General features: G+C 72.3%; 12 protein-coding genes and 1 pseudogene. 3 read left to right on the top strand and 10 right to left on the bottom strand.

From position 1 onward, the window contains the following. Nucleotides 1-65: 65 nt before the first annotated feature. Nucleotides 66-1,352, top strand: a complete 1,287-nt coding sequence (locus AC07BF_RS07915; RefSeq protein ID WP_363627847.1) for an SPFH domain-containing protein — start codon at nucleotides 66-68, stop codon at nucleotides 1,350-1,352. Next, nucleotides 1,349-2,371, top strand: a complete 1,023-nt coding sequence (locus AC07BF_RS07910; protein ID WP_478333086.1) for a C40 family peptidase — start codon at nucleotides 1,349-1,351, stop codon at nucleotides 2,369-2,371. Before AC07BF_RS07915 ends, AC07BF_RS07910 begins: the two co-directional genes overlap by 4 nt. 530 nt (nucleotides 2,372-2,901) lie before the next feature. Here AC07BF_RS07910 and AC07BF_RS07905 read toward each other — a convergent pair. After that, nucleotides 2,902-3,867 carry an aldo/keto reductase gene (locus AC07BF_RS07905; RefSeq protein ID WP_478333085.1) on the bottom strand — a complete coding sequence of 322 codons (966 nt, stop codon included), beginning with the start codon at nucleotides 3,865-3,867 and terminating at the stop codon, nucleotides 2,902-2,904. Between the two features lie 154 nt (nucleotides 3,868-4,021). Between AC07BF_RS07905 and AC07BF_RS07900 the strand changes: the two genes are divergently transcribed. Then, a complete protein-coding gene (locus AC07BF_RS07900; RefSeq protein ID WP_350876437.1) occupies nucleotides 4,022-4,231 on the top strand; it encodes a hypothetical protein in 210 nt (69 codons plus the stop codon). Between the two features lie 75 nt (nucleotides 4,232-4,306). Here AC07BF_RS07900 and AC07BF_RS07895 read toward each other — a convergent pair whose 3' ends face one another. From AC07BF_RS07895 to AC07BF_RS07855, 9 genes and pseudogenes are all read right to left on the bottom strand, one after another. Further along, nucleotides 4,307-5,347, bottom strand: coding sequence for an endo alpha-1,4 polygalactosaminidase (locus tag AC07BF_RS07895; RefSeq protein ID WP_363579766.1), 1,041 nt, complete (start codon nucleotides 5,345-5,347; stop codon nucleotides 4,307-4,309). A gap of 22 nt (nucleotides 5,348-5,369) precedes the next feature. Beyond that, nucleotides 5,370-6,065 (bottom strand): spherulation-specific family 4 protein, encoded by a 696-nt coding sequence (locus AC07BF_RS07890; RefSeq protein WP_363579765.1) that lies wholly within the window; start codon nucleotides 6,063-6,065, stop codon nucleotides 5,370-5,372. Beyond that, nucleotides 6,062-6,979, bottom strand: a complete 918-nt coding sequence (locus AC07BF_RS07885; protein WP_478333084.1) for an NAD-dependent epimerase/dehydratase family protein — start codon at nucleotides 6,977-6,979, stop codon at nucleotides 6,062-6,064. Before AC07BF_RS07885 ends, AC07BF_RS07890 begins: the two co-directional genes overlap by 4 nt. A gap of 125 nt (nucleotides 6,980-7,104) precedes the next feature. Next, a pseudogene (locus tag AC07BF_RS07880) lies at nucleotides 7,105-7,806 on the bottom strand (nucleotidyltransferase family protein); the annotation flags it as partial. A 74-nt stretch (nucleotides 7,807-7,880) separates the two neighbouring features. Continuing rightward, the gene (locus tag AC07BF_RS07875) at nucleotides 7,881-8,873 is read right to left on the bottom strand and encodes an SDR family NAD(P)-dependent oxidoreductase (protein ID WP_363579763.1); all 993 of its coding nucleotides are present in this window, start codon (nucleotides 8,871-8,873) and stop codon (nucleotides 7,881-7,883) included. A gap of 183 nt (nucleotides 8,874-9,056) precedes the next feature. Next, complete coding sequence (locus AC07BF_RS07870) at nucleotides 9,057-10,574, bottom strand: hypothetical protein (RefSeq protein WP_363579762.1); 1,518 nt, start codon at nucleotides 10,572-10,574, stop codon at nucleotides 9,057-9,059. Beyond that, on the bottom strand, nucleotides 10,571-10,726 hold the full coding sequence (locus AC07BF_RS07865) for a hypothetical protein (protein ID WP_478333083.1): 156 nt from the start codon (nucleotides 10,724-10,726) through the stop codon (nucleotides 10,571-10,573). The genes AC07BF_RS07870 and AC07BF_RS07865 overlap by 4 nt, the downstream gene beginning before the upstream one ends. Continuing rightward, nucleotides 10,723-12,237: a GT4 family glycosyltransferase PelF gene (gene pelF / locus AC07BF_RS07860; RefSeq protein WP_478333082.1), complete on the bottom strand. Its 1,515-nt coding sequence runs from the start codon at nucleotides 12,235-12,237 to the stop codon at nucleotides 10,723-10,725. Before pelF ends, AC07BF_RS07865 begins: the two co-directional genes overlap by 4 nt. A gap of 114 nt (nucleotides 12,238-12,351) precedes the next feature. Continuing rightward, on the bottom strand, nucleotides 12,352-14,703 hold the full coding sequence (locus tag AC07BF_RS07855; RefSeq protein WP_363627842.1) for a hypothetical protein: 2,352 nt from the start codon (nucleotides 14,701-14,703) through the stop codon (nucleotides 12,352-12,354). Nucleotides 14,704-15,566: the final 863 nt, after the last annotated feature.

The following is a 15,566-nucleotide window of genomic DNA, read 5'->3' as shown; positions in this document are numbered from 1 at the left end:
TCTTGGCACTGCCCGTCAGATCCGGGCCGCCCGTTGCGCGACACACCGACCCCGAGGATCCGTGCATGGACGTCACCCGCGATTCTTCGCAGCGACCCGACCACCTGCCCAAGGCGCTCCCACCGGCCTTGCCGGAACGTTCCGCCTCCGGCGCCAGCCCGCTGGCCACCGCCACAGCCACCGTCACGGCCGCCAAGACGGCCAAGCTGCTCGGCCCGGTCGACGGCGGCCCCGCGACCACTCCGTTGGTCGTCGTCCCCGGCCCGGCCTCCGGCGCCTCCGCCGACCTGCGCGATCCGCTGGAGGCGGCCGCCCCGGAGACCGCCGAGATCCCGGAAGCCATCCAGGTCGGCGCCCCCGCGGCCGCCACCTCCCGCCGCCCCCCGCGCGCCGACCAGGCGGTCCGCGAGCACGGCGCCACCGCCCTGCCCGGCTGGATCGCCCTGCTGGTGGTGCTGGTCGGCGTGGCCGGCGTGCTGCTGATGCTGCTGCGCGACGGCGTCATCCCGTACTGGGACGCGCTGCCCGACCTGCGCAGCGCCGCCGCGCAGGCGAGCGGCCAGGCCGAGGTGGACGCCAAGTCGGTCGCCGCGGTCAGCGCGGTCGGCCTGCTCGTGGTGTTCGCGCTTGCCGGGCTGCTGGCCAACGCGGGCGGCGAGACCCGGGTGCTGACCCGCTGGGGCCGCTACCGGGGCACCGTCCGCCGCACCGGCCTGGTCTGGGTCAACCCGCTGCTGCGCCGGCGCCGGGTGGACGTGCGACTGCGGCACTGGCGCAGCGAGCCGGTCAAGGCGGTCGACCGGACCGGCACGCCGATCGTCGTCCGGCTGCTGATCGTCTGGCGGGTCAAGGACACCGCGCGGGCGCTGCTGGCGATCGAGGACCACGAGAGCTACCTGCGCGAGCAGGTCCAGGCGGTACTCACCCGCACCGCGTCCATCCTGCCGTGCGACAGCAACGCGGCGCCCGGGCCCGCGCTGCGTGACGGGCAGTGGTTCGCCGACGAGCTGACCAGAGCACTGGCCGCCGAGGTCGCCCCGGCGGGCCTGGAGGTCTACTCGGCGCAGCCGCTGGCGCTGGACTACGCGCCCGAGGTCGCCGAGTCGATGCGCCGCCGCCGGCTGGCCGACCTGGACGCGGGCCTGCGGACGGTGCTGGTGGACGACGCGGTCGAGGCGGCGGCGCTCGCCGTCCGGCGGCTGGAGCGCGCCACCGCCCACGAACTGGACGAGGCCGCCCGCAGCGCGCTGATGGAGCAGTTGCTGGTCGCCTTCGTCGCCCCGGCCGGAGTGGCCGCCTCGGTACCGCCCCCGGCCGCACGGGCCGGGCGGAAGGAAGGACGACCCGCATGAGGATAGCCACCGGCGCGTACGCCGATCCCGGCCTCGACCTCGACGCCGATTTCGACGCCGCCCTCGACCGGGGCCTGATCGGCTTCGAGGAGAGCACCGGCAGCATCCCCGCGATCGCGGGGTGCGGCTGCCCGAACTGCGCGGCCCGGCCGCGCACCGCCCGCCCCGCGGCGGGGACCGGCGGCAGCCGAATACACCGCGCCGTGCGAAGTACCTGCCTGGCAACCACCGTGCTGGCGGGCGCCGGCGTGGTCGGCCTGACGGCCGGTGCCGGGTCCGCGCACGCCGCGGCCGGGAAGCAGGGCTGGGACGGGTCGAAGTACTGGTTCAAGAACGGCGCCGGCGAGTGGCGGTGGACCAGCCACTACGACGTCTACGCGGGCCGCACCGGCCAGTCCGGCGGCTCGGGCGGCTCGGGCGGTGCCAGTGGCAAGGCGGCCGCCGTGTCCAACGGTTCGGCCTCCTCCGCTTCCTCCTCCGGACTGCGCCAGGGCTGGGACGGGTCGAAGTACTGGTTCAAGAACGGCAGCGGCGAGTGGCGGTGGACCAGCCACTACGACGTCTACGCGAGCCGCACCGGCCAGTCCGGCGGCGGCGCTGATCCCGCTCCCGCCCGGCCCGCGGCCACGCCGTCGGCGGACCAGGCACCGGCCTCCGGCAGCATGGAGGCGGCCATCGACTACGCGCTCGCCCAGCTGGGCAAGCCGTACGTCTGGGGCGGCAACGGCCCGTCAGGCTACGACTGCTCGGGGCTCGTCCAGCAGGCCTACCGGCGCAGTGGGATCAGCCTGCCGCGGGTGGCCGACGACCAGTACGCGGCCACCACGCCGATCAGCGCGGGGCAGCTGCGCCGCGGCGACCTGGTGTTCTGGTCGGACAGCGGCCGGGCCTCCGGGATCCACCACGTGGGGATCTACCTGGGCGGTGGCAAGTTCGTCGAGGCGCCCCGGCCCGGCAAGACGGTTCGGGTCTCCACTCTCAACTCGGGCTACTACCCGACCCACTTCGGGCGGCCGTAGCGCCGGGGCGCACCGGGCCCCCGACGGCACGCCGCTGTCGGGGGCCCGAAGCGTGACCGTGGCCACCTGGTCGTCCCCGCGGATACATCGGGTGCGCAGTTCGGGCCCGATCTGCCAATGGGCCGGTGCGCCAAGCGCGTTGGCCGTCCTTTTCCGGGCCGATTCGCCGACCGCCCGGAAAATCGCCCGGATTTCGTCGACGGTGCCGGCGCGGGCCCTCAGATCGGCGGGGCCGACGGTCATCCTGCGGGTGTTACCGCCCGGGCCCGGATTGTCTGCGGAATCGAGGGCCGGGCGCGCGTACTTCTTCCGGTCCTCGTCGTCGAAGAGCCCGTCCCGGGCGGGATTCCCGGCGATGCCGCCGCCGTGGTGGATTCGGCGTTGAAGTCCCGCTCCGCGTCAGGTCGTTCGTGGACCAAGTCTGATCACTGCGGACGGCGTTCCCAACCGGGCGGGGTTCGCCGGGAACGGGCGCAGGCTGCGAACGGGCCCGGGTGGGGGCGGGTTCGCAGCCTGCGGGTGGGGCGGGGTCAGGCGGAGGCGGCGTCGAGGAGGGCGGTCTGTTCGGGGGTGAGTCGGAGCGTGGTGGCTGCCAGCAGGGGCGGGAGCTGCTCGACGGTGCGGGCGCTGGCGATGGGGGCGGCGACCGTAGGCCGCCCGTCCAGCCAGGAGAGGGCGACCGTGGCGAGGGCGACGCCGTGCTCCCCGGCGACGGTGTCCAGGGCTGCCAGCACCTTCGGGCCGCGCGGGTCGTCCAGGTAGCGGGCGGCGCCCTCGGAGCGGGCGCTGTCGACGCCGGGGCCGCCGGGGCGGTACTTGCCGGTGAGGAACCCGGAGGCGAGCGCGTAGTACGGGACGGTGGCGAGGCCGTGCTCGGCGACCACGTCGGCCAGCGGGCCCTCGAAGGTGCCGCGCGAGACCAGGTTGTAGTGCGGCTGGACGGCGACGTACTTGGCCAGGCCCTCGCGGTCGGCGAAGGCCAGCGCCTCGGACAGCCGCTCGGCGCCGATGTTGGAGGCGCCGACCGCGGCGACCTTGCCCTCGCGGACCAGCTCGTCCAGTGCGGTGACGAACTCCTCGACCGGGGTGTCGTCGTCCCGGTGGGTGTAGTACAGGTCGATCCGCTCGACGCCCAGGCGGCGCAGCGAACCCTCGGCCGCGGCCTTGATGTTGGCCGCGCCCAGACCGCCGGCCTCGGGATGCATGCCGACCTTGGTGGCGATCACGACGTCGTCGCGGTTGCCGCGGCTGCGCAGCCAGTTGCCGAGGACGGTCTCGGACTCGCCGCCGGTGTTGCCCGGGGCCCAGGCCGAGTAGACGTCGGCGGTGTCGACGAAGTTGCCGCCGGCCGCGGCGTAGGCGTCCAGGACGGCGAAGGACTGCTGCTCGTCGGCCGTCCATCCGAAGACGTTGCCGCCGAGGGAGAGCGGGAAGACGGACAGGTCGGAGGCGCCGAGGCGGACCCGGCCCGGGGCGTCGCTGTGGTTTCCGGTCATGGTCGGATTCAACCGGATCGCACTGGGCGGCATTCCGCGTGTCGGGCGGACTTCACGAGGATGTCGTACCGCCGTTGCGCGACCGGGTGGTGGGGGTCGCGCAGGAGGGGTCCGGGGTGTCCGTGAGGTGGGCGGATTCGTTAGAGTCCGTGCCATGGCTGACAACGACTACGACCCCGCCGGCAGCACCCAGATGTTCCGGGCGTTCGTCGACGAGACCCCGGCGGCCCCGCAGGCGCCGGGCACCGTCTCCACCTACGGCCGCAGCAACAGCGGTGGTGGTGGCCGCACCGGCGTGATCGCGCTGGTCGCCGTCATCGTGCTGGCCGTGTTGGGCGGCGTCATCTGGCTGGCGGTCAAGTGATCCTCGCGCGGGTGACCCGGACGAGGGTCACCCGCGCGACGGAAACCGGTGCGCCGAGAACCGGTGCGCCGGTGCTCAGCAGGGCTTGCGCCAGGCGTCCAGGTCGAGCTTCTTCTGCATCGAACTGAAGCCGAGCGACTTGGCCTTGGCGCAGAACTGGTCCGTGCCGAGCTTGTACTCGACGTGGAAGACCGCCTTGCCCGCCTTGACGAACGGCGCGACCCGGTCGCACTCGTCGAACTGCGAGCACTCCTCGTTGACCGCGAAGTCGAAGTCCGGCAGCAGCGCCGGGATCTGGTCGAGGTCGTTCTTCAGACCGATGGCCAGGCCGCGTTCGTGGGCGAGCTGGGCCAGCATGCGGTTGTACTTGATCTGGTCGTCAGGAGTGAGCGGGAAACCGCTGTTCTGGTTGTAGGCCTCGATGGTGTCCGGCTCGATGGCGTCGAAGCCCTTGCTCTTGCACATGTCGAAGCGGGCCGCCATCAGCGGCTTGAGCTGGTCGAGCTTGCGGATGTCGAACCACTTCTCGCCCTTCCAGCCGGTGTCGGAGCCCTGCAAGGACTTGGCGAAGGCCGCGGAGTCGGGGCGGAAGTTCTCCCAGGAGCCGGCGTTGATGTAGCAGATCACCTTGCGGCCCTTGGCGTGCAGCGCGGCCACCACCGAGGCGTCGTTCTCGAAGCCGTCGATGTCGTAGACCGGGACGTCCACGGACTGGTCGACGGTGCCGCCGAGCTGCCACTGCCAGGCGAGGCCCGGGGTGGGCTGCCAGCGGGCGCCGGCGGGCTGCGGGGCGGTGGTGCCGCCGGGAGTTCCGCCTGGGGTCCCGGGGGTGCCCGGGGCGGTGGTGGCGCCCGGGGGCGTGGTGGCGGCGGGCGCGGTGGGCGAGCCGGGGGCGCTGGGCGTGCCGGGGGCCGGGGGTGTGGTGCCGGCGTCCGACGGGGTGCCCGGGGTTGCGCTGCCGTCCGGGGTGGTCGGGGCGGTGGCCGCGGGCGGGCTGCTCGGGGAGCCGTCGGCCGAGGAGCCGTCGTCGTCCGAGCCTGAGCTGCTGCACGAGGTCGCCAGCAGGGCGGCGGCGATGGTGATGGCGGCCGGCAGGAGCCGGGTACGGCGGTTCACGGTAGTCGAACTCCGGATCGGGTCAGGTCAGTTCAGCAGCGGTCAGGCCGTAGGGCAGGGTGCGCCAGGGGTTCTCCCCGGCGCCCGGTACGGCGCAGCCGACGCCGGCCCGGCGGGCGGCGATCAGCGCGGTGGCGTCCTCGGCGTGTTCGGCGGGGACGTCGTACACCAGGTGGCAGAAGCGGGAGGCCGCGTGGCGGCCGGTCCACAGCGGGAGCGTCATCGCGCGGTACGTGTCCCAGTCGCCCTCGAAGGTGACCAGCAGGTCGGCCAGGCCGACTTCGGCGTACCCCGGGTCGGGGTGCTCGCCGTGGCCGAAGACCACGGTGCCGCAGCCGGCCGCGCGCGCGGCCGTGGCCAGCCGCCGGTAGTGCGCGAGGGCGCCCGGGTGGGTGGCCACCTGGTCGAGGTAGACGCCGGTGATGTCGTGGCGTTGACGGTAGGTCAGGATGTCGGCGACCACCGCCGCGTGCGGTCGGCGGCCGTAGTCGGTGTCGGTGTAGCCGACCAACGGCACTCCGGCCGCGCGGAGTCGGTCGGCGGCCTCGGCGAAGACGTTGTCCGGGTTCTCGCCGGGCCCGTCGGCGAGGTTGAGCACGACGGCGGCGATCCGGCCCGGGTCGGCGGCGGCGACCGCCTGCCAGGCCGCCGGGTCCACCGCGGGGTGGACGTACAGCGGCACCAGCAGGCGGCCGTCGGGGATGATCCCGCCGGTCATGCGACGACCGGTGGGGAGGCGGGCTCGGCGGTGCTGAGCCACAGGTCGCGCAGGGTGTCGGCGAGGTCCGTCTCCGGGTGCCAGTCGAGCTCCCGGGCGGCGGCCGACACGTCGGCCTGCTGCCAGGAGACCGCGGCCGAGCGCTCGGAGCCCGCCCCGCTCTCGTCGATCCGGCCGGTGAAGCCGGCCGCGGCGGCCAGCCCGTCCGCGATCGCCCGGACCTGCCGGGCCTGCCCGGAGGCGAGGTTGAGCACCCGGGGGAGCGGACGGTCCGCGGCGGCGGCCAGGCCGACCGCGCGGGCGATGTCCCGGGCGTCGACGAAGTCGCGGTAGGCGGAGAGGTCGCCGACCGTGATCACGCCGTCGGCGCCCTCGGGCGCCACCCGGAGCAGCTCGGCGGCCAGCCGGCCGGGCAGCGAGCCCGCCGGTGCCCCCGGGCCGACCGGGTTGAACACCCGCAGGACCACGGCGTCCAGCGCCGAGCCGGCCACCGCGAGGGAGCCGGCCAGCTTGGTCGCGCCGTACACGCCGACCGGGCGGGCGTCGGAGTCCTCGGACAGCGAGCTGCCCGCCGGACAGACGCCGTACTCGCCGGCCGAACCGATGTGCACCAGCCGGGTCTTCGGGGCGCCGAGCTGCAGCGCCTCGCAGAGCACGGCCGGGCCGCGCGCGTTCACCTCGGCGAGCTTGACCGCGCTGCCGGCCACCGCGCCGGCGAAGTTGACCACCACGTCGGGTGCCAGCGCGGCGAGTTCCTCGCCGAGCGGGCCGGCCTGGGCGGTGGCCAGGTCCAGCCGGAGGTCGTGGGCGGGCCGCCGGCCCGCGGTCAGCACGGTGGCACCGGGCAGTGACCGCAGGACGGCGGTGGCGTGACGGCCGAGGAAGCCGTCGCCGCCGAGGAGCAGGATTCTCACGCGGCCCGTCCGTCACTCTGGGCGCCCGCGGTGGCGGGAGCCTCGGCCGTGTCGTCCGGGGCGGTGCGGGCGGCCGGGATCGGCAGCTCCGCCACGCCCTGGCCGGCGGCGGCCGACTCGAAGGGCATCAGCACCGGTCGGATGGACGAGAACTCGGCGTTCGCCCGGTCGTAGTCGTCCGGGCGGCCGATGTCCAGCCAGTAGCCGCCGAAGTCGTACGCGGCGGGCGGGGTCTTGGCGGCGAGCAGGTCCAGCACCAGCTCGTCGAAGCCCAGCGGCAGGCCGGGGGTGTACTTGGCGAGTGCCGAACGGGACACGCCGTACACACCCATCGAGACGCGGTAGTCGATGCTCGGCTTCTCCTGGAAGCCGGTGATGCTGCCGGACTCGGCGGTCAGCACACCGAAGTCGATCTTCACCTGACGGGCGTAGGTGGCGATGGTGAGCGGCGCCCCGGACGCCTCGTGGTGCTTGAGCACCCCGGCGAAGTCCAGGTCGGTGAGGATGTCGCCGTTCATCACCAGGAAGTGCTCCGGCAGGCGGTCCTGCATGGTGAGCAGCGGGCCCATGGTGCCGAGCGGGCTGTCCTCGACGGCGTAGCCGACCCGCAGCCCCCACTGGGAGCCGTTGCCGACGTACGCGCGGATGATGTGGCCGAGGTGGCCGATGGCCAGGGTGACGGTCTTGAAGCCCGCGGCGGCGAGCTGGCGCATCACGATCTCCAGGATCGCGTGCTGGTCGCCGATCGGGACGAGCGGCTTGGGAAGCGCGGTGGTGTACGGGCGGAGGCGGACGCCCTTACCGCCGGCCAGGATCACTGCATGCATGGTGTTTCCCCCACGGAAAGGATGTGCAGGACACGAACCTTGGTTACCAGGACGGGCATTGATCGCTACGGCGGTCAGACGTTGTAGATGTCGGTCTTGTAGCGGGCCAGGTTGGCCGGGTCGCGGAAGAACTCGATGGTCTGCTCCAGGCCCTGCTCCAGGGTGAACTGGGGGGCCCAGCCGGTGGCCTCGCGCAGCCGGGTGGCGTCCGCGACCAGGCGCATGACCTCGGAGTTGGCCGGGCGGATGCGCTGCTCGTCCTCCTTCACCAGGAGGTCGACGCCCATCAGCTTGCCGACCAGGGAGACGAGGTCGCCGACCGAGATCTCGCCGCCGGTGCCGGCGTTGAAGGTCCTGCCGACCACGGTCTCGGCGGGAGCGGTGCCGACCGTGCGGAACGCGTGCGCGGTGTCCTTGACGAACGTGAAGTCGCGGGTCGGGCGCAGGTCGCCGAGGGTGATCTCGGTCTCGCCGGCGGCGACCTGGGCGATCACGGTCGGGATGACGGCGCGCATCGACTGACGCGGGCCGAAGGTGTTGAACGGGCGCAGGGTGACGACCGGGGTCTCGAAGCTGGCGTGGTAGCTGTCGGCCAGCCGGTCCCCGCCGGCCTTGGAGGCGGCGTACGGGGACTGGGTGTTGATCGGGTGGTCCTCGGTGATCGGCACGGTCTGCGCGGTGCCGTACGTCTCGCTGGTGGAGGTGTGCACCAGGCGCGGGATCTCCTGGTGGCGCACCGCCTCCAGCACGTTCAGGGTGCCGGTGACGTTGGTGTCGACGTACGAGTGCGGGGCCCGGTAGGAGTACGGGATCGCTATCAGGGCGGCCAGGTGGTAGACCGCCTCGGTGCCCTTGACCAGGCCGTTGACCGAGCCCGGGTCCCGGACGTCGCCGAGGACGATCTCGACCGAGTCCAGCACCTCCTTGGGCAGGGTCTCCAGCCAGCCGAAGGACGAGAAGGAGTTGTACTGGACCATGGCCCGGACCTGGTGCCCGTCGGCAACCAGGGACTCGACGAGGTGGGAGCCGATGAAGCCCTCGGCTCCGGTGACCGCGACGCTGCTCATGCGTGATTCGCTCTCTCGATTTTGGGAACGGCCGGACTCCCGGTGGCGACCGGCCGGTGGTGGTTCAGCTGTGCCGTGAAGCGTGTGCGGGTGAAGCGTGTTGCGGTGAAGCGCGTTGTGGAGCGTGTTCAGGTGGAGCGGGTCCAGCGGTGCACGCGAATTGGGCGTGCGTGATTTCGGTGTTCAGCGGTGCTGGGTGGTGCGGCCGAGCGCAGGCCCGGCGATGGCGGTGAGGAGCAAGGCGGCCGCCCCGCAGCCGATCAGCTGCAGGACGATCGGATCCGCACCGGTCAGCAGCCCGGCGCTCTCGGCACCCGCGGCGGCCAGACAGATGAGGGCGGTGCTCCAGCTGAACCCGAAGGCGTTCAGCAGCAGCGCCAGCCAGAGCGAGCCGCCGAGGAGCAGCATCGCGCCGAGCTGCGGCACGCCGAGCGCGGGGGCGCCGGGCCACAGCACGGTCGTGGCGGCGTCCAGCGCGGCCACGGTGGTGAGGTAGATGAACAGGCAGCCGAGCAGGATCCCGCCGGTGCGGCGGGTGAACTGTCCGCTGGTGTGACTGGTGCGCAGCGCGGCCACGGCCATCGCCCGGTAGCGGAAGAGCAGCCACTCGGCGAGGCCGAGACTGAGCGTCAGCGCGATCATGGCCGGTCCGGTCGGGGTGGCCTTCGCGCCGTGCGCGGCGCCGGTCTGCACGGCCTGGTGGATGGTCTCGCCGAGGCCGGCGATCAGCGTGAGGGTGCCGCAGGCCAGGCCGAACAGCAGGTGCGGGACCTCCTGGCGGATCGGCAGCTTCAGCTCGACGGACTCCTTCTCGCCGCCGCGGATGCAGAACAGCAGCTCCCGGGCGGCCAGGCCGACCGCCAGCACCAGCGAGACGAGCAGCACGACCGTCCGCACGACCTGCGGGACGTCCGCGGCCAGCACCACGCCCGCGCCCACCGAGGCCGGAACCAGGGCCAGCAGCAGGAACTTCTCCCGCCCCAGCACCAGCAGGACGGTGGCCGCGCCCAGGTACAGCGACTGCCCGGCGGCGAAGAAGAGCGCGCCCAGCGGCCCGCCGACCACGTACGCCGCGGTGGACGCGACCAGTGCGCCCAGCGGCGCCCCGAGGGCCAGGCAGATCGCGGCCTCGCGGCGCCGCAGCCGGCCGAGCCAGCGGTACGAGCGGTGTGCCAGCGCCTGGTTGAAGCCCCAACTGACCAGCGTCGCGACGGACAGCGCGAGCATGCCGGAGGGCAGGCCGAACCGCATCCGGGTGGCCGCGAACAGGTTGGCGCCGAGCAGGTAGCCGAGCCCGGGCAGGGCGAACACCAGGCCGCGCACGACGCAGCGCCAGGGGTCGGCCCGCCACGGGTTGGCGAACTCGGAGCTCGGGCCGGGATAGCGGCGCTCGACCTTCTCGAACAGCTCCTCGGCGAGGGTGAACGAGTCGGGGCGGCCGTACAGCAGGGCGGCCTGCTCGTCGGAAAGGCCGTCGGACTCCAGGAACGCGGCGATCTCGTACGGGTGGACGGCATCGGCGCAGATGTCGTGCAGCCGCTCGGCGAGCTCGTCCAGCGGGTCCGCGGAGAGGTCGAGCTGCTCCTCGGGCTCGGGCTGGGCCGGCAGGGCGGGGCGGCGACGCTTGAGCGGCAGGGTGCGCAGCTGCATCGTCCGCTCGGAGCCGCCCTCGTCCTCCACGAGCCGCAGGGGGCCACTCATGCTGCCACCTCGCTGCGCTCGGCGGCCGCTTCGCGGTACACGCACCTCTCGATGGTTCTCTCGCTCCGCTCGTTCACGCGCCCCCCGCTGCGCTCGGCGGCCGCTTCGCGGTACACGCGCCTGTCGATGGTTCTCTCGCTCCGCTCGTTCACGCGCCCACCTCGCTGTGCTGGGGCTGGGCGGCGGCGAGCTGCTGGTCCCAGTCGGTGGTGGGGGTCTGGTCGGTGACGGCCGCCACGCCGTCCGGCATCCAGCGGGCGGTGCCGAGGAGTTCGGTGTAGATGCCCCGGAAGCCGTCGATGTTCTGGCGGAGCGTGAACTGTTCGATGACCCGCAGCCGGGCCTGTTCGCCCAGGCGGGCGCGCCGTTCGGCGTCGCGCAGCAGCTCGATCGCGGCGGCCGCCATCGGTTCGGGTTCGCGGGGAGGGACGACGAGTCCGGTGTCGCCGACGGCTTCGCGGACGCCGCCGACGTCGGTCGAGACGGTCGCGCGGCCGCAGGACATCGCCTCGATCAGGGTGAACGGGAAGCCCTCGCTGATGCTGGAGAGCATGACCACGTTGCCCGCCGCGTACGCGTCGGTGATGTCGGCGACGCGGCCCTCGAAGGCCACCGAGTCGGCGATGCCGAGTTCGGCGGCCAGGGCTATGCAGCCGTCCCGGTAGGCCTCGCCGCCCTTGGGGGTTCCGCCGAAGAGCCGCAGCCGCGCCTCGGGGATCTCACGGTGGACGATGGCGAAGGCCCGGATCAGCGTCTCCAGGTCCTTGATCGGGTCGACCCGGCCGGCCCAGCTGAGGGTCGGCGTCTCGGGTTCGGGCCCGGCGGGCGGGAAGGCCGCCGGGTCCACGCCGTTGTAGACGGTGCGGATGTGGGCGGACGGCGTGCCGCCGCGCTCCTCCCAGCGCCGGTTGTACCGGTTGCCGGGGGTGACCAGCGCGGCCTGCCGGTAGCTCTCCTCGGCCAGCATCCGGTAGAAGCCGAGCAGCAGCGCCTTGACCGGCCAGCGATACGGGCCGGTGCGGTAGCCGAGGTAGCGCTCGCGCAGGTAGATGCCGTGCTCGGTGAGCAGAAACGGTACGCCGTACTGCTGGGCGGCGATCAGCCCCGGCAGGGTGGCCAGCCCGCCGCTGGCGGCGTGCGCGACGCCGCCGGTGGGCGGTTCGACCGAGAGCGGCCGCAGGGCGTGCTCCAGCAGGTCGGTGGCGTTCAGGGCGTCGTGCATGGTGGGCCGGGAGACGGCGGTGGGCAGGTAGTCACGGGTCCAGACGTGCTGGAGGGTGCGCAGGGCGCGCTCGCTGCGCAGCGCCGGGCTGAGCAGCCCGCGCCGGGCGAGGTCGGCGAAGCCGTACAGCTCGGTGCCGAAGTGGGTGGTGTAGACCGGATCGAGGATGGAGTGGAGGAAGCGCTCGTACGCGTTGAGGAAGCGCCGCATCTCCTTGCCGCGGGGCGGTCCGGCCTCGGAGGCCGGACCCCACAGCGGTGCGGTCGTGACCGACCGCACGTTGGCGGGCAGTTCCCAGGCCAGCGGTTCCTGGCCGGTACCAGTGACGGCGATGACGTCGAAGTCGACGTCCGGCATGCCTTGAACGAGCTGGTCGCACCAGACACTCACACCGCCGTGCTGGTGCGGATACGTCCCCTCGGTGAGCAGGGTGACGCGCATCTCCTGTCCCCCCTCCTGTTCCTTGCTTCGGTGTCCGGTCTGGGTGGCCGGAACGGGACCCGAGGCAGGGCCGGACCGGGCGACCGGCCCGGCCCCGCCATCGGGTGCTGCGGGCTACCGGTTGCCGGAGCGTCCGGTGGTACTGGTGCCGAGCGAGGCCGCCCCCCCGGTGGCCTTACCGCTCTTGGCGGCAGCGGCGGTGCCGTCGCTGCCGTCGGTGGCGACGCCCTTGCCGGGCACCGGGGTTCCGCTACCGGGGACCAGGGTCGGGGCGCTGGTACGACCGGTGTCGCTCGGGCCCACCGGGACGGGAGTGGCGACGCCCTGCGGGACGACCTTCTTGTCCGCCGGGGCCGGGGCCGGGACGGACTTGGCCGCGACGCCGGGGGCGACGGCGGCCGGGGCGGCCGGGGTGCCGGCCGAGGGGAGCTGCAGGGAGACGCTGCTCTGCAGGGTGCCCGGGGACACCCAACCGGAGAGCGTACCGGCGTAGGACGAACCGAAGGCGGTCGATCCGATGACCAGCTTCTGAGAAGTTCCGGTCGGCATGGTGGCCTGGACCTGAACACCGGCCGGAGCGTTGACCGTGATGGTGTTGCCGACCCGGTAGCCGGTGACCTGGCCGGCCGAGATGGCCGAGTTCCAGGCGGCGCGGCGCTGGAACTCCAGGCCGATCTCGCGCTCGCCGAGGTTCACGATCGGGGTGTTGTCGGCGTGCAGCGACCGGTAGGTGCCGAGGATCTTCTCCAGCACCGGGTAGAGGATCCGGTCCTCGGACAGGTTCGACTGGTGGATGAAGTGTGGCCGCGGGTCGTTGCTCAGCACGTGCCCGAGGTCGATCCGGGCCTCCAGCGGCACGATGTACGACTGGAATCCGGTGTTGACGTCCAGCGGCTGCGTCAGGCAGGTGGAGTTGGCGTTGTTCTCACAGACGCCGCTGCCGCCGTTGGCCTTGCTGGTGTAGATCCAGTTGTACTCGTCGGCCTCCTCCTTCGCCGTGCCGGCGTTGTAGAAGACGTTCATCGGGTAGCGCGGCACAGTCAGCGTGGACGAGCCGACGGTCCGCTGGGCGGGCTCGCGGGAGGCGTCGCTGCCGGTGAACTTGATGCCGTTGGCGGCCAGCGCCGGCGCCAGGTTCGGGTTGTCGCTGGTCTCCTGCGGGGCGGTCAGCAGACCGGAGTGCTCGCCGGTGACCAGGGCCTGCGGGTCGACCTTCAGGCCGTTCTTGGCGGCCCAGTCGAAGTTGTCCTTGATCTGGCCCGAGATGGTGTTCTGGTCGGTCCAGACGGTCTTGCCCGAGGAGTCCTTGGTGCAGCGCCACGGCACCACGGTGACGTCCTGGACGCAGCCCAGGTACGGGTGGGTGTAGGTGTGGTTGACCCAGCGGTAGCTGTTCTGGTCGGCGATCATCTGGTTGGCCGTGGGGTCCACCGTGGTCTGGTGGTCGGCCTTCCAGTCCTCGCTGCCGCCACCGTTGAACACCATGTCCAGGGTGAAGTTGTTGGCGGTCTGCCACTGCTTGAGGTGCTGGGCGTCGTCCGGCGTCATCCGGATCGGGCTGGCCGTGTCCGGGGTGCCGGGCGGGCAGGTGACGTCGCCGGGGGTGCACTTGAGCACGGTGTCCCAGCGGTCGTCGGCCAGGAAGACGTCGTCCACGTGGGCCGCGAAGTAGTTGCGGTCGTAGCCGAGGTGGACGCCCTGGGTGATCCAGTCGACCATGCCGCGGGCCAGCAGGCGGTACTGCTGCTGGTACTGGTTGTAGACGAACGTGACGACCAGTTCCTTGCGGCCGTCGTGGGTGTACTCGCCGACCAGCGAACCGCGCGAGGTGGTGCTCGGGATCGCGGCGTCGACCAGCGGGACGAACGAGGCGCCGGCCGGCAGGTTGGCCAGTGGCGTGGCCAGGTAACCGTAACTCTCGCTGACGGTCGGGTCGTTGTCCTCGAACGGAACGCTGCCCTTCAGGTACCCGAACGGGCCCGAAGTGCCGGCCGTGGTGGTGGCGCCCTGGAATCCGTCCAGCGTGCCGTAGTAACCGGGATTCACCGCGTAGTTCAGCCCCACCGCAGGACTGGCGAACGTGTACGCGTCGATCTGCCGGATTCCGAATGCGGCTTCGTAGCCCGCGATGGCCGTCATCTCGGCCGCACTGTTGGGGAAGGGGTTTTCGTTGGGAAGGACGATGCCCTGGTACTTCCCGCGGGGCTGGCCGTTCACCGTGTCGCTGAGGAAAGCGGAGTTGATGATGGGACGGTTGGTGTCGTTGAGGTTGACGACCTTGTACGGGGTGCCCTGGTTCTTGAGTTCGGCGGTGATCGCCGCGACCGACGGGCCTCCGTCGTCGATGACCAGGATGGTGAGGTCGATCCTGGGCGGCGTGTCGCCGTGGGCCAGGGTGGTCTGCAGGCCGCTGGCCAGCAGAACTGCCGCCGCGCACGCGGCAACTCTTCGGGTCGCTCGACCCATGGTGATCCTCCCCTTGGGTAGGCGCCTCGCTGCTCAGCGCTCGCCTGCCCTGTAGCTGTTCGCGGGCAGCAGGCTGCCCGGCGCCCATCCTGGTCGAGGGGGGCCTCTGCGAGGGACCAATTGGGCGAGAGTGCAGCGAACCTGTTACCAACGTTCATGGCGAAGCCATGAAGGCGCCGATTGTGACCGGAACCGGACCGGCCATGCAAATAATGAATTGAGAATGAAAAAGCGGAAGCTGAGAGCTACACCTGGTTACCGCCCGTGCGGCTTGGGCGGACCACCGGACACCTACACTGTCGTCGTCGCGCATGACACTCTTGCACATCTTGCCGACGCCTTGGGCAGGTTCATGCAATATCGGGCACCGCTGTGCCATGTGACAGTCCGAATATGCAATGGAGGTGCTCGTGCGGCCGATCGGCGGACCGAGTCCGGTGCAATCGGGGCCGGGCGGAAAGCGGCGCCGGAACCGGTCGAACGGCGCTGGTCGGGCGCAGTCCCGGACTGCGCGGTGCGCTCAACGACCGTGATCCCGACGGCTATTGGACGGTCGGCGGGCGGGCGCCGCGGCCCTGTGCAGTGATGGCCTGAACCATGTCATTACCGACGAGTTCGGCCCGCTGCGCGCACGCCGTCGGCGCCGACCGCGGAACTGTCCTCGCCGACTACCTGCGCACCGTCGAGCGCGCCCGTCGAACGCGCCACCGCAGTGGCCGGCCCGGGCGATGGACGACGCCGTCCTGGGGGGGGGGGGGGGGGGGGGGGGGGGGGGGGGGGGGGGGGGGGTCTGGGGTTTTTTGTCTTGTCTTTTTTTGTCCCTCCCTCGGTTGGTTGTCGGTGTGGTTGGTCTCCCTGAGATA

Source organism: Kitasatospora sp. NPDC043950, assembly GCF_056435345.1.
The sequence above is the reverse complement of the archived record's forward strand: the minus strand, read 5'-3'. Positions and strand labels throughout refer to the sequence as shown.